Here is a 14,312-nt window from a genome sequence, read left to right as displayed (position 1 = left end):
TGTTGCAGCCCTTTTCGGTCAGATAACCGGATATCGCCGCAACAATCCCGCGTGCGGACGGGCAGGTGACCGTCAAAACGTAATCATGCATGTCGTTTGCTCCAGGTGTGACATCGGATACTGTGCGGGTCCGGCATTCATTTGACACGTGTGACTGTCTATATGACTTTGTCAGGAGTTCAAGTTGTGAAGAGTGCAGGACCGGCGGTGACCATGCCTGATTGAACAGGCAAACATCGTTCCTTTTGCGTCGTCTACTGCATATTTTCGTCTTAAATCGGAATCGATTTAAGGTGAAAATATGCAGTACATATAAAGAGCTACAGCGAACCTTTGTGCGCCATGTATGACGCACGGTGCTGTAACGGCGCAGAGATACCGGGCGTTGGCAGCGAGTGGTCTGAAGTGACCGATGTGGATCAGCACAGGAGATGCAAATGGGGTTGTTCCGCCATGAGAAAGGCAGGGCCTTTCGCGCAGTAACCGTCTGCCTGACAGCTCTGGTCGTCAGCACTCATGCAGCGATGGCCGGGGAGAGCTGTTTGCGTGGCATCAACCTGTCCGGTGCTGAGTTTGGCAGGATCGGCGGAGTGGCAAACAAGGATTACGCCTATCCGAGCAGTGAGACCATCCGCTATTTCAGCCAAAAGGGTTTCAATACGGTGCGGCTTCCATTCAAATGGGAACGGCTTCAGCCGAAGCTGAATGGCACTTTCAACGCCGATGAACTGGCCCGTCTCGATCAGAGCGTGAAAACCATTGAGGCGGATGGAATGCGCGTCATTCTCGATCCGCATGATTATGGCCGTTATGATGACAGGCCCATCGGCGGCCCTGATGTGCCAGTGGCTGCTTTTGCCGATTTCTGGGGCAGGCTGGCCCGGCATTATGCCGGGGATCCATCGATGATCTTCGGCTTGATGAATGAACCGCATGATATGCCCGCCAGCCAATGGCTGAAGGCGGTGAATGCCGCGCTCTCCGCCATTCGCGCGGCAAAGGCAGACAATCTTGTTCTGGTGCCGGGGGTTGCCTGGACCGGAGCCCATAGCTGGCAGAGCGAAGCCTATGGCGGTGCAAACGCCACGGTCATGCTGGGCGTCAAGGATGAAGCGCAGCATTATGCCTATGAGGTGCATCAATATTTCGATCGGGATTTTTCCGGAACGAGCCCTGATTGCAGCCGCGCCGATGATGCCGTCAAGGCGATAGGGCAGATGACGGACTGGCTCAGGCAAAACAAGGTGCATGGATTTTTGGGTGAGTTTGGTGCTTCGGCTGCACCCGCCTGTGTTGCGGCCATCAAGGCGATGGCCGGAGTGGTCGAGGATAATCACGAGCAATGGATCGGCTGGGCCTATTGGGTGGCGGGTGACTGGTGGCCGCCGAGCGAGCCTTTGAACATTCAGCCGACCGCAAGCGGCGACCGACCGCAACTGCAAGGGCTGAAACCCTATCTGGAGGATTTTTCCGCAGCCTCTTCCGATTGTCCGTCACTGCGCTGAAACGAGCGGTATCCTGTCCAGTCTATCATGTCGGCCGAGCCCATCAGAAACCACATCAGCGCCGCCGTCTTGATCGAATAAAAGGAATTGCTGATCAGCATCAGCAGCAGCATATAGACGATCATCATGCTGCGAAAGGACCAGGCTTTTGCATCCTTGAACGGAGCAAACACCAGCGCCGCCCACAGTCCGATGCAGCCGAACAGGCCGAAATCTGTCAGAGAATAGGAAAGACCGGAATCGGCGGTGAAAATATCGGTGGTGCGGCTGCCAAGCACCACGCCGAAATCAAGTTCGTTGAGGATCGCGGCGGTGACTTTCAACCGACCGGAAACGTCATTCGGTCCGCCTTCCGTACCGCTCATCATGCCATAGGCGGCAAGGCCGGACAGCACGACGAAAGGCAGGACCAGCCAGACCGTTTTCGGAATATAGCGGAAAACCGGAAAAAGCAGGGTTATGACGAAACATGTGCCCATGCCGAAACGGGCATCCGCCAGAACGATGGTGGCAAGCGCCAGCCCCATGGCGAGAAAACGCCCTTTCATGTCAGGCCGAAACAGCGCCCAGGCATAGACGATCACGCCGAAATTGCCCGCCGACACGGGTTCCAGAAATACGGAGGAGACCCGATGCTGGCCAAGAAAGGGCAAAAGCGTGCGCGGTTCGGGTCTCAAACCGGAAATGAACAGGCCGCGTGTCTCGCCAAATGTATCCTGAAGCGTGACCGCACCGCGCGACAGATAATAGCCGATGACGTTGAAATAATCGAGATAGCTGTCGAGCGCCAGATATTCGTAAAGCCCCATGACGATGACGATGACGGCCGAGATCAGCGCCAGACGGTCGCCGAGCCTGGCATCGGCCATTCTGCGTCCGGCGAAATAGAAAATGATCGGAATGAAAACATCGCGCAGCCCCTTCAGGTCCAGCGCACCGCGCAGGGCAAACAGAAACAGCATATAGCTGGTGAACAGGGCAAGGCTGAGATAGAGGCCGGGCCGCACGCTCAACGCCACCAGAAAGGCCGAGGCCAGCATGGTCATTTCACCCAGCATGATATGGGTGTCGTTGACCGGCATGATGCGGGTGTTGACGAAGCATAAAACCGCATTGAGGATCAGTCCGCCAATCACGGCAAACGTGGCAAGCCCCGAGGCGAGCGATGTCGGTAGCATATAGCCGGATGCACCGTCATTGCTGACATTGCCCGCAGCCGGCCCGGAAAGGCTCATCCTGCCGCTCCCAGATGCACCTTGCCAACGGCCTTGTCGGCAAATTCACCAAGCTGCTGGAGAAGGGTGGAGATTGCCGTCCTGTCTCCTGCCGTGCCTGTCGTCAGCACGACAATCAGGTCGCAACCTGCCGCCAGATCATCCAGACGTTCGGCAATCGCCGTGCCGCAGGCGTCGATCAGCACGAAATCCTTCGTCGTCTGGCCGTGATCGGGGCGATGCGATGAAAAGGCAAGTCGCTGGTACCGGATCAGGCTGGCAAGCGGTGCCTCGTCTGCATCGGTCCAGTCCAGCGCCAGGCTGAGGCTGGGGCGCTGGCCGGGCTTGCGCGGTTTCAAGCCGGTGTTGAGGCGGCCATCGGCAAGAAGAACGCCATGGCCGCGCTCCATAAGGGTGCCTGCCAGGTCGGCGATAAAGCCATTGGGTTGAAAAGGCGCACCGGCCGCAGCAAACAGCACGGTCAGCCGTTCCGTCTGTGCAGCACAATCGACGAGAAACCGGGCAGTATCGGCGGCCAGTTTCGTTCTGTCCAGAAGGGGTGTCGAAGACGGTTGAGCCAGTGGTCTTGTCAGGCCACGCATCAACCCGCCGACAAAGCCGGAGCGGCCGGGTTTCTGCTTGGCGTCAGATGGCGACGGTCCGGCAATCAGGAAAAGATCGTCTGACGGGGGCATGTGCCGCAGGTCGGTTATGTCCGTAATTGGATGCGGACTGGCGGTCTGTGTCGGCGCGGACCCTTCGGGAAGGGACTGACCGGAAGGGGAAGCGATGACAGGGGGATGGATGCGCGGGTTCACCGTCCGCCGTTGCGACAGCATTTCCCTCAGCACAGCCAGAACACTGCCAAAGGCCAGCCCGAACATCAATGCTGCCACCATAACCAGACCCTTCAGCAGGGTGACGGATTTGAGGGCAGTCGTTGCCGGTGTGATCACCCGTGAATTGTTGAGCGCTATGGTTTCTTCCTGGCCCAGTTCTTCGGAGCGGCTTAAGAAAGCCTTGTAGATGCTGCGCACCGCATCGGCCTGGCTTTCAAGCTGGCGCAACTGGATCTGGCGTTCACCGCTGGCGAAGCTGCTTTTGGTCAGGCTCTGCATCTGCGCTTCAAGCGCCTTGCGATTGGCGACGGCGCGTTCATAGCTGCTCTTGACCGACTGGCGCACTCGATCCAGTTCCTGCTGCAGCGCCTGACGCATGCTGGCGACCTGGGAATCGATCGCTTTCATCTGCGGATGGTTGGCGCCGAGATTGGTGGCGGCTTCCGCCTGCCGGTCGAGCAATTGCACATAGCGGTCGCGCAACAGGCTGATGGTGGAAGACTGGCCGGTTTCCGGAATGGCGCCCGACTCGATAGCCGATACCGTCATCGAGCGGGTCTGATCGTAAATCGCTTTTTGCTGTTCTTCTGCCCCGCGCGCGGCGATCAGCTGCTGGTTGAGGCCGGAGAGCTGCTGATCGATGACCAGCCCGGTGGTGCCTGTGGTGGCAAGCCCGTTGCTGGCGCGGAAATTTTCAACCGCGGTTTCGGCCTTCAGTACCTTGTCGCGCAGATCGCTGGCCTGCGCCTGAAAGGCGGCACTGGCGCGGCGGGCGGCATCCATGCGCGCGGAGTCGATCTGTTTGAGGTAGCTTGCGGCAATGTCGTTGGCAATTTCGCTTGCTGTCACTGCCACCGGATGATCGGCAGTGATCGTCAGGATCAGCGACTGCCCTTCACGCGCGACCTTTAGATGTTTGATCAAAAGCGGCAGGGTGGCGGTGGCGTCCTGAACGGTATTGGGCGGGGTTTTTGTGCGAAAATAAGGGTCCTTGTCGAGACCGAGTTTTTCGATGACGGGCAGAAGGACCGTGCTGGACTCCACGACATAGATCTGGCTGTCGAGATTGGCAGGGTCAGGCTGGGCAAGGGCTGCCTGCTGATTGCCGGAGAGGTTCGACGTGAGGCTTTTGGGATCGAGCAGGATCTGCGCCGTGGCGACATAGACCGATTGCAGTTTCAGCGAAAAAACAAGCGCCAACGCGGCAAAGACCACGCAGGACAGCGCGATATAATGCCATCGGCGGCGCAGGATCGCCGGTATCTGGAAGATATCGATATCCATCGTCATCGGGTGAACGGCCTGCCGTCCTGACGGGGGTAAGTCAAAGCTGTCCAGAAGGTCATCGTCGCGTCACACATATCCTTACCGCTTGCCGGTCGGCTGATTTCTGTCTTTCTGGCACCGGATTGTCCCGAATGAAAGCACAATCGTGACCGTCGATGATTCGTCTGAAACCTGTCGCAGACAATGGTGTCCACCGTGTCACGCTTTATCTCTTGTTTTGCCGCATGTCTGCTCTTGTTCCATCGATAACAATGAACATGCATATCCGAACCTCTGTCAGGTCCATTCGCATCAGGACAGATTCTCAATATGTTTGTTCTGATTCGTCTTTCCCTCGTCAATCCGGGACTGAAATCGACGATGGCCAGACTAACACGGGATGGTTAATGAGAGTTAAGTGTCGGCAGAATTAAGCATGTTTATTTACCGATAATTTTGAGGTTTACTCAAGTTAACAACAATCTGCTTTACCATTCCTCCGGCTCATTCTAACCAGACACGGTAAAACTGTCTTCAGCCTTCATTAACCTCGAGGCGTTCATGTGCGTTGGCGCAATACAGTCGGTTGGTCTTGCCGCAAATGATCACGCGCCTTTGATCGTGCAGGTGGTGCGGCAGTTTCTGCCGGGGCGTGGTGGATTGGAGGATGTGGTTGCCGGCCTCAGCCGGGAACTGGTGCGGCAGGGATTTCGCGTTCGCGTCGTAACGCTGAACCGGTTGTTTTCCGCGCCTGACCACATTTTGCCAGCCCATGAGATCATCGATGGCGTCGAGGTTGTGCGCATCCCCTTTCATGGCAGCCGCCGTTATCCGCTGGCTCTTTCGGTCTGGCGCCATCTTGATGATGCCGATCTCGTGCATGTGCATGGCATCGATTTCTTTTTCGATGCGCTGGCCATCACCGGCTTTTTTCATGGTAAGCCGATGGTCGCGACAACCCATGGCGGGTTTTTCCATACCCACGCCTATTCGGCGCTGAAACAGGTATGGTTTCAGACACTGACCCGATTATCGACCCGTGCCTATCGGGCGCTGGCCTGTTGCAGTTCTTCCGATCATGCCCTTTTTGCAAAAATAGCCGGTCAGCGCGCCGTGCTCATTGAAAATGGTGTCGACATCGAAAAATTTGCCGATCGGGCAGCACCTATGCCCGTCAGGCAGATGATCACCATTGGCCGGTTTTCTGAGAACAAGCGGCTTGAACGCCTGCTGGAAATGATGGCTGTGCTCGTAGGTCGCGATGACGGCTGGCGGCTGACGATTGCCGGCGTTGAGTCGGACCTGTCGGCGGCAGAACTTCAGGCCATGATTGCCGCACAAGGACTTGGAATGCATGTTCGGCTGATGCTCAATCCCGACAATCAGACGCTGGCCCGGTTGATCTCTGAGGCGTCGCTTTTTGTCTCAGCCTCTGATTATGAGGGCTTCGGTCTGGTGGCGGTCGAGGCGATGAGTGCAGGCTTGATACCGGTCCTTCAGGACAATCAGGCCTATCGGGCCTTGGCCGCACGCCATGGCGATGTGACGGTGACGGATTTTACGGAAGCAGAAAAGGCCGCCGCCGCCTGCCTTGACGCCTTTCAACGGCTGATGCGGGAAGGCACGCCTCTGCGGAATAAGATCATGGCCGAAAGCCTGGCTTATTCCTGGGCCTCAGTGGCCGAGCGCTATATCGGGCTTTATCGTCGTGCGGGATTGGGGTTGTCATGACGAGCGCCGGAGAAACCCGTCGGGTTCTGATTGTCACGGGCCAGCATTTTGCCGTGCAGCCCCGCAAGGTGGATCTGCATTTTCTCGCCGATAGTCTGCTTGCGCGTGGTGCCTCCGTTGATTTTTTCGTCTGGCGCCTAAGCCCCGTCAGCCGCCTGTTGAAGGACGGGCGGTTCGATCTTGCCCGCCGCTTTCGCTTCAACCACTGGCAGGAGATGCAGCCGGGTTTTCGCCAGTTCGTCTGGCATGTGCCGCTGCATCCGATGAATTTCAAGATTGGGCTGCTCAACCGGCTTGCGGCTCCGGTTTTTCGCCGGTTCGGGCGCTTCCTGCCCGGCGATGTTCTCGCCTGCCTTTGCGATTATACGCATATTCTGGTGGAAAGCGGTCCCTCGCCGTTGTTGACGCCGGTGCTGCGCGCGCATGCGCCGCAAGCTGAGATCATCTATCACGCCGCCGACCGGCTTTCGACAATCGGTGTGCCGCCGGTGGTGGAAGAGGTGCTCTCGCAAAGCCTTGCGCTTTACGACCGCGTCCATGTCATGGCGGAGGCGCTGCGCGAGGATTTTCCTCCCGATGTTCGACTTGACTATCTGCCACATGGCATCGACAAGGCGGCTTTCGATCGCCCCTCCGCAAGCCCCTACAGCCAGGGCAGGAATGCTGTCAGCCTCGGCGATATGTTGTTCGATGCCGGTGCCATCGAGGTGATGGCAGCAGCCTTTCCCGAGTGGACCTTTCATCTTTTCGGCCGTAAGGCAGAGCCTCAACAGCAACGGGGCAATATTATCGTTCATGGCGAGCAGCCCTTTGCCGCGATCATTCCGTTTTTGAAACATGCCGATCTTGGGCTTGCCCCTTATCGCGATGGCGCGGGCGCGGCCTACCTTAGCCAATCGAGCCTGAAGATGATCCAGTACAGCTATTGCCGTCTGCCGATCGTGGCGCCGCATTTTGCTGCCAAAGGCCGGGCGCATGTGATGGGTTACGATCCCGCCGATCCTGCATCGATCCGATCCGCCTTTGCGGCGGCCTGTCATTTTGACCGTTCGATCATCGCAACTGGTGCGATTCTCGACTGGGATGAAACCGCAGACCGGCTGTTTCCCATGGCCGAGACAGAAGATGGCTGCGGCTCAAGGGGGAGGCGCTGAGTGGCCAAAGGCATTGTGGCAAATTCCGCCTTCAACGCAGCGGCAGGGCTGACGCTTCTGGCGACCGGCTTCATCTCCTCGATTGTCGTGGCGCGTCTTCTGGGGCCGGAGGCGAACGGCATCATCGCTTTTTCCGTCTGGCTTTCGGCAACGGGCGCGCTGGTGGCCGAACTTGGCACCGGTGTTTTGTTGCTGCGGCTTCTGCCGCAGTTGAAGGGGGAGGGGCACAGCGAAGCGGACCGGCGCGGCTTTGCCGCCTATCTCCTCTGGCCGGTTATCGGCTTTTCGGCGCTTCTGCTTTTCGGTTATCTCACCTTTTTCTATATTGCCGAAGCCCGGCACTGGGCGGAAAGTGCGCCCTCCGTCGTGGTGATCACCGCCCTTCTGTTCCTGACTCAGGCGGTTGGCATGTTCGCCAAGAACTATCTGATCGGTGAGCAGCGGGTCGATATCTTCTTCCGCATGACGCTGACGGCAGGGATATTGCAGCTTGCAGGCGTCGTCATCGGCGCGCTTGTCTTCGGTGTTGCCGGTGCGCTGTTTGGCTATGTGCTGGCCTATATCTCGCAAACCCTTTATGCGCTCTCGTTGCTTGCCAATCCGGTGAAAAATTGCGGCATCGGCTTTCGCTATCTGGTCGGATCGTCTTTCCTGCTGTCGCTGGAATTTTTGATCGATTCGATTTTTCTCAACCGGATCGAGCTGGTGTTTCTGCAACATCAGCAGGGTGTGGAAATGGTCGGCTATTATGCGGTGGCCTTTTCCCTGACCAACATGGCCTTGCAGGTGCCGATCCAGCTTTCTGGCAGTCTTGTGCCCTATTACGCCGAGCATCTGCAAAACCATCGTGGCGAAGATCTGCCGGTGGCCATGTTTGAAAGCGTGGCGCGCAGCCTTGCCTATTTCACCATGCCGATGAGTTTTGGGCTGGCGGCGATTTCCGGGCGTCTGGTGACGTTGATCTATGGCGATGCCTTTGCGGAAAGCGGTTCTATGCTGCTGCTTTTGGCGCTCAGCGTTCCGGCCACGGTCGCCTGTCAGGTGGCGACGCAATACATGTTTGCCATCGACCGGATCAGGGAGCGGCTTTATGTCGGCCTCGGGGGGGCTGCGGTGATGGTGATCGGTGATGTGCTGCTGGTGCCATCCATGGCCGGTAACGGCGCGGCGATTTCGCGCATCGTCACCTTTACGCTCATGGCGGTGGTGATGATGCGCTGGATGCGTTTCAACGGCTCTCTCATGCCTCTCGGTGTCAGCCTTCTCAAGGTCACGCTTGCCGCGGCGGCATCCGCTCTGACCGCTCTTGGTGTTTTGACAGGGATGGCGGGTTTTGCCGGGCTTGGCGCTGCCATCCTTGCGGCGGTGTTGGTCTATGCGCTGACATTGCGTCTTCTGGCGGTTGTGCCGCAGACCGATATCGAGGTCATCGTTCCATTCACCCGGCGGCTACCAAACCGTCTGGCCGGGCCGCTGGAAAGGGCGCTTCGGTGGATAGCGGTTCAAAAGCCGCAGAAACTCGGGTAAGACATGATCTGGTGGCGCGGACGGTTCAGAACGGAGCGCTGCGCATCTTTGTGAAAACCACAAGCAGGTCGTGGGGGACTTCACGTGGTCATGGACGGTATGATGCCTATGGACAAGGCAGGAGATGTGCCTTCGGTCACAAACAGGGGCAAGGCGACGGTTCGAAAACCTGTTGCTCTGCCGGTGAGCGTGACCGGATCGGGTGCAGCGTCGGGCAGTTTTGGCCTTTTTACCCCTGCACAGGGAGGGAGAGCCAGAGCTACAGTGCTGTTTCTCTCGCCTTTTGGCGTGGAAGACATGTGCTGTCGCAAGCTTTTTCGTATCATGGCCGAGGATTTGGCCGAGGAGGGGCTGGCCAGCCTGCGTTTCGATTATCCTGGCACGGGCGATGCGCTCGATCCGCCAGAGGCAAGCCTCGATCTCTGGCGCGAGATGATTGTCGCCGCCGCCGCGCGTCTTCGGCAATTGAGCGAGGCAAGGCCGCTTATTCTTCTCGGACATGGGCTTGGTGCAGGCCTGGCGCTTGATATGGCGGGCCGGCTTGATGACGTCAGCGCCGTGGTCGCCATGGCTCCGGTCGGTTCTGGGCGGGCCTATCTGCGCGAATTGCAGGTCTGGTCGCAGATGATCGATGACGGTTTGAGCCTTGGTGCAGATCAGCGCCTGTCCGGTGTAACCGCCATTGGCGGTCATATCCTGCCGCCGCCCATTGCCGATGCGTTAAAGAAAACCGATTTCGCCACGGCAGCGCCAGGGCCAGACATCTCCTGCCTTTTCGTCAATCGCCCCGACCGTCCGGCCGATCAGAGCCTGTCTGACAAGATCGAACAGCAGGGTGCGCATGTCGAGCGGCTGTCTTATGCGGGGTTTGAGACCATGGTGGCCAATCCGGCCTCGTCGCGACCACCGCTTGAAACCGGACGGAAAGTGGTTGGCTGGATTGCCCGTCATATTGCCCGCGATGCGCTTGGGCTTTCCCCGGTTGACATGGATGGAGAAGCCGCAAGCGGACCGGCGCGGCTTCAGGGGGATGATTGTGTTGAAACCGCCCTGCGCTTTGGCAAGGGCGATCGGCTTTATGGCATTCTGTGCGAACCGCATGGCCCCCGCCGTGGCGCCACGGTTCTGCTGCTCGGCACAGCCTATGACCGACAGTGCGGCTGGGGCCGGGCCACCACGCTCATGGCGCGGCGGCTTGCGGGCGAGGGCATTGCCTCCTTGCGCTTCGATGCCGCCAATGTCGGCGACAGTCCGCCTGTTCCGGGTCTTGCCGATCAGGTCCTCTATGCCGACAGCCAGTATGCCGATGTGGCTGCAGCGCTGGCACTGCTGGACGCGCGGCGGCTTTTGCCCGCCATCGCCGTTGGCCGGTGCAGTGGCGCCTATCTCGGCTTTCGCGCTCTGGTCAAGGATGAGCGGCTTTCCGGCGCCTGCCTTGCCAATCCCTATGTGTTTCACTGGGACCCGGAGCTTGACCCGGATACGGTCTTATCCAGCGTGCCGCGTGCGCTTGGCACCTATGGCAAATTGCTGTTGCAGCGTCAGACCCTCTCTCGGCTCGCGCGTGGCGAGGTGAACCTTGGCATGGCTCTGCGCAATATTGCCAAAGTCGGCTTTGCCCGCCTGTTGATGATGCGCGGGCTCCGCATGATCCTGTCGAAAAAGGCGCGGCTGGAACATCGCATGGTGCGCGCTGCCTTTGGTCAGGTTGCCAGGCGCGGCGCGCGGCTTCGCCTGCTTTACAGCGAAAACGATGTCGGCCTGGACCATTTTCATCGCCATTTCGGCAGAGATGGTCACGGCCTGAAACGCTATCCGGCAGCACATCTGGCGATCATCGGCAATGCCGATCACAATCTCTCGACCGAGGATGCAAAAACGCGGTATTATGAGGAGGTGCTTTCGCTTGCGCTGTCGTTTTCGGCAGCTNGGCAATGCCGATCACAATCTCTCGACCGAGGATGCAAAAACGCGGTATTATGAGGAGGTGCTTTCGCTTGCGCTGTCGTTTTCGGCAGCTGCCTACTGCATAATTCCTTAAATCGGAATCGATTTAAGGAATTATGCAGCAAATTTAAAGTGCTACAGCGACCTTTGTGCGCCATATATGGCGCACGGCGCTGTAAGATTTTTTGAACGCATGTTTTGACGAAAAATCGCACCGAATTTTGCGATATATGGTTGAGGGTGCAATCCATGAAGCCGATGCTCGTCATTAAACCGCATGAACGATCCTATGCCGACCCGATTGCCTGTTTTCAGGGTGATCGGTTGGTGTTGACGGGTCGCGAAGACATATGGGAAGGCCATCGCTGGCTATGGGCAATTGCCGAGGATGGTCGGCAAGGCTGGATCCCTGATCGTCTGGTGCGTATTGAGGCGGATCACGCCATCGCGCTTGACACTTACTCTGCCATGGAATTGAGCTGCGAACAGGACGAAATCCTTTATGGTGTGAGCGCGCTGCATGGCTGGGTCTGGTGCCGCAATCTGGCGGGTGAGGAGGGCTGGGTGCCGAGCCGCAATCTGAGCGAAGGCGGTCTTGCCTGAAACGCTATCACTCTTTGTTTTCGTTTGTCTTTGCGGGAAAACCGGTAACCACTTTTCCCTGACAAACTCTAGAACCGAAGATGCTCGCCTGAAGCGGTCACCACCTCGCCGGAGGGTTTTTGTCCCTCGCTCAAGAGCCGTACACGGCGAGGTGCTAGCGGCGAAAGATGAAAGAAATCGTCGTCTGCCCGGCCATGATCGAGCCTGATATTCACCGATTGTGCCAGCCGCTCGGCACTGAGCAACAGGCTCCAGCCGCTGTCATTCTCTTCGAGCCTCGCCGATATCTGACCGTCATAAAGGGCTGAGCTGCGGCCTTGGGGAAAGTGGAAGGCTTGTGAGACAAGCGCACCGGTCTGCAGATCACTGAGGCTTGCCACCGTCACGTCATGGGCGGGCGGGCCGAAGCGGAAGGCATAGGTGGTGTCGAAAAACGCGCCGAACAGATCGGTGGCCGCAAGTGTCTTGGCGGAATGCGGGGCGAGTGTCAGGTTGCACTTTGCGCTCACGACAGGGGTTTTGCCCTGGCGCAGGCAGGCGAGTGATAGATGCACCGGTCTTTCAAGGTTCTGATCGTTGATGAGATGCAGATCCAAACCGTTGGTGCCCTCATCTGTCAGCGCAATTTTGACAGATGCGAAGGCGCGGCGTGCCGCATACCAGACCGGTTTCGGCGTTGCGGTGGAATCCACCAGCCCCCAGCCGGGGCCGGGCATGATATCCTGAAAGGTCCAGATCAGCCCGCCATGACAGGTAGAACCGGGCCTGCGCCATTCGGCAAAGACCTCTTCCAGTACGTCGCCGGTCACGGCGCGCGACAGATGCAGATAGCGCTCAGGATCTTCGCGTCTTAATCGGGCGGGATCGACATCATAAAGCCGTGCCAGATAATGATCGCGAATATCCTCGAAATCCCAGCTAGCCCTGTTGTCGCGCGGCACACGCGCCTTCCAGCGCGGGTCCTGCACCGGCGGCACGGCAAGATGGCTGTCCAGTGTCGCCTGCTGCGGCACATGGGCAAAGGCCAAGCATTCGCTGGCAAAGCGCACCTGACTGCGGCGCGCATCGTCGAGATCGCGCTGATAGGCCCCAACACCATAATAATGGGCAAGACCGGCATTGGGGGAAAAGGGCATGGCCCCGCCGATGGGCGTGTTTTCGACATAGGCGATGTCCGGTCTCAGCCGCGCGGCTACCTTTGGCAAAAGGTCGGTGAAGATCGGGTTTTGCCACTGGTTTTCGCCAAGCCCGAGCATGGCCGCCTGCTGATAGATTTCGCTGCCGCCGCACAGCACCGCCAGTGAGGGGGAGCCCATGCTGGACGATAAAAGCTGTTCGGCCTCGCGGGTCACGGCATCGACAAATCCCGCCTCTGCCGGATAATCGAAATTGGCCAGCATCATATCCTGCCAGACCATCAGCCCTAAGCGGTCGCAGAGCTTGAAGAAATCGGCGCTTTCATAGGCCATGGTTCCGCCAATGCGGATCATGTTCATGCCTGCTTCTTTCGCCAGCGCCAAAAAGGGGGCGTAATCCTCCGCCTCTCCGGTCAGCGTCAGGATATTGGCGCTGGTCCAGACCGCACCGCGGCAGAACACCCGCTCGCCATTGACGATCAAGGAAAAATCCCGGCCATCGGCGCCTCTGTCGATGCGGATGCGACGAAATCCGGTCAGGCCGAGGGAAAAAAGTTGCCCCTCAAGCGTCAGCGTCACAGTATGCAGCGCTGGCTCGCCATGGGTGGCGGGCCACCACGGGGCAATGCCGGGCAGGGCAAGCCGGGCACGGCCGTCACCGTTTTCGCTCCAGTCGATGTCCACGCTTTTGCCGCCGCAGGAGAGCCTTGCCGCACAAGAACCGGCTTCCCGACGAAAGGTCAGATCGAGGTGACCACTGCCATCCGCATCGAGATCGGTGGTCATCACCATGTCGGTCAGTGTGTGTTTTCCGGGCCGGATCAGGCTGATCGGCCGCCAGGGACCGATAGCGTCGATTGGCGGACACCAGCCGGGCATATGGCCGAGTGCCGTTGTGCGGGTCAGCCGCAGGCCTTGGGTGGAAAACATCTGCGGCCGCCAGCGGGCGCGTGGTCCCCGCTTGGCAAGATGGGAGGAAAGCGCACGAAAGCAAAGCGCCAGCCGGTCATGGCCGGTCAGCATCACAGCTACCTCATGCGCCTCGAACATGCTGTTTGAGCTAAGAAGGTGCTCATCGTTGAGATAGATTTCGGTGATGGTCGCCAGCCCCTCGAAACGCAGAATGGCCACGCCCGGGGCTTCGCCTTCCAGCGATCTTAAATACCAGACATCCCTGTCATGCAGCGCTATCGGCTTTTCAGGGTCGAAGAGGCCAGCGCTGGCGAGCGCCCCCGCCACCGTACCGGGCACTCTGCCGGGGATGCGAAATCCCGCCTGTGGCAGGTTTTCCGGGCCGGAATGCGCGCCTGCCTCCGTGGTGAGCATGGTCCAGCCACCTTCGAGCGGGCGGATATCGGCGTCGGCAAAGATGGTCAGCATGGTTTGGCTG

General features: G+C 58.7%; 9 protein-coding genes and 1 pseudogene. 6 read left to right on the top strand and 4 right to left on the bottom strand.

Going from position 1 to position 14,312, the window contains the following annotated elements; genetic code table 11:
- Window positions 1-91, bottom strand: a pseudogene (gene purU / locus NAC44_RS20730) (formyltetrahydrofolate deformylase); the annotation flags it as partial.
- 346 nt (window positions 92-437) lie between these two features.
- Here purU and NAC44_RS20725 point away from each other — a divergent pair.
- A complete protein-coding gene (locus tag NAC44_RS20725) occupies window positions 438-1,505 on the top strand; it encodes a glycoside hydrolase family 5 protein (protein ID WP_250943532.1) in 1,068 nt (355 codons plus the stop codon).
- Here NAC44_RS20725 and NAC44_RS20720 read toward each other — a convergent pair.
- Both NAC44_RS20720 and NAC44_RS20715 read right to left on the bottom strand, forming a co-directional pair.
- Entirely contained in the window at window positions 1,454-2,740 is a 1,287-nt protein-coding gene (locus NAC44_RS20720) for a UDP-phosphate alpha N-acetylglucosaminyltransferase (RefSeq protein WP_250943531.1), read from the bottom strand. The two genes, NAC44_RS20725 and NAC44_RS20720, sit on opposite strands and share 52 nt — an antisense overlap.
- Window positions 2,737-4,848 carry a GumC family protein gene (locus NAC44_RS20715; protein WP_250943530.1) on the bottom strand — a complete coding sequence of 704 codons (2,112 nt, stop codon included), beginning with the start codon at window positions 4,846-4,848 and terminating at the stop codon, window positions 2,737-2,739. Before NAC44_RS20715 ends, NAC44_RS20720 begins: the two co-directional genes overlap by 4 nt.
- A gap of 537 nt (window positions 4,849-5,385) precedes the next feature.
- Between NAC44_RS20715 and NAC44_RS20710 the strand changes: the two genes are divergently transcribed.
- The 5 genes from NAC44_RS20710 (at window position 5,386) to NAC44_RS20690 (ending at window position 11,786) form a co-directional block, all read left to right on the top strand.
- Window positions 5,386-6,555: a glycosyltransferase family 4 protein gene (locus tag NAC44_RS20710; RefSeq protein WP_250943529.1), complete on the top strand. Its 1,170-nt coding sequence runs from the start codon at window positions 5,386-5,388 to the stop codon at window positions 6,553-6,555.
- Window positions 6,552-7,709 carry a GumK N-terminal domain-containing glycosyltransferase gene (locus NAC44_RS20705; protein WP_250943528.1) on the top strand — a complete coding sequence of 386 codons (1,158 nt, stop codon included), beginning with the start codon at window positions 6,552-6,554 and terminating at the stop codon, window positions 7,707-7,709. Before NAC44_RS20710 ends, NAC44_RS20705 begins: the two co-directional genes overlap by 4 nt.
- A complete protein-coding gene (locus NAC44_RS20700) occupies window positions 7,710-9,236 on the top strand; it encodes an oligosaccharide flippase family protein (protein WP_250943527.1) in 1,527 nt (508 codons plus the stop codon).
- Window positions 9,237-9,326: 90 nt separating this feature from the next.
- On the top strand, window positions 9,327-11,219 hold the full coding sequence (locus NAC44_RS20695) for an alpha/beta fold hydrolase (RefSeq protein WP_250943526.1): 1,893 nt from the start codon (window positions 9,327-9,329) through the stop codon (window positions 11,217-11,219).
- A gap of 213 nt (window positions 11,220-11,432) precedes the next feature.
- Complete coding sequence (locus NAC44_RS20690) at window positions 11,433-11,786, top strand: SH3 domain-containing protein (protein ID WP_250943525.1); 354 nt, start codon at window positions 11,433-11,435, stop codon at window positions 11,784-11,786.
- Between the two features lie 68 nt (window positions 11,787-11,854).
- Here the strand turns inward: NAC44_RS20690 and NAC44_RS20685 are convergent, their stop codons facing one another.
- Entirely contained in the window at window positions 11,855-14,302 is a 2,448-nt protein-coding gene (locus NAC44_RS20685) for a glycosyl hydrolase 2 galactose-binding domain-containing protein (protein WP_250943524.1), read from the bottom strand.
- Window positions 14,303-14,312 lie beyond the last annotated feature (10 nt).

The organism is Allorhizobium sonneratiae (genome assembly GCF_023700755.1).
GTDB lineage: Bacteria > Pseudomonadota > Alphaproteobacteria > Rhizobiales > Rhizobiaceae > Allorhizobium > Allorhizobium sonneratiae.
The sequence above is the reverse complement of the archived record's forward strand: the minus strand, read 5'-3'. Positions and strand labels throughout refer to the sequence as shown.

What these genes read in the sequence shown, in the direction of transcription:
- NAC44_RS20715 (WP_250943530.1), bottom strand. Translation starts at nt 4,848, where the DNA reads ATGACGATGGATATCGATATCTTCCAGATACCGGCGATCCTGCGCCGC.
- NAC44_RS20710 (WP_250943529.1), top strand. Translation starts at nt 5,386, where the DNA reads ATGTGCGTTGGCGCAATACAGTCGGTTGGTCTTGCCGCAAATGATCAC.
- NAC44_RS20690 (WP_250943525.1), top strand. Translation starts at nt 11,433, where the DNA reads ATGAAGCCGATGCTCGTCATTAAACCGCATGAACGATCCTATGCCGAC.
- NAC44_RS20685 (WP_250943524.1), bottom strand. Translation starts at nt 14,302, where the DNA reads ATGCTGACCATCTTTGCCGACGCCGATATCCGCCCGCTCGAAGGTGGC.
- NAC44_RS20705 (WP_250943528.1), top strand. Translation starts at nt 6,552, where the DNA reads ATGACGAGCGCCGGAGAAACCCGTCGGGTTCTGATTGTCACGGGCCAG.
- NAC44_RS20720 (WP_250943531.1), bottom strand. Translation starts at nt 2,740, where the DNA reads ATGAGCCTTTCCGGGCCGGCTGCGGGCAATGTCAGCAATGACGGTGCA.
- NAC44_RS20725 (WP_250943532.1), top strand. Translation starts at nt 438, where the DNA reads ATGGGGTTGTTCCGCCATGAGAAAGGCAGGGCCTTTCGCGCAGTAACC.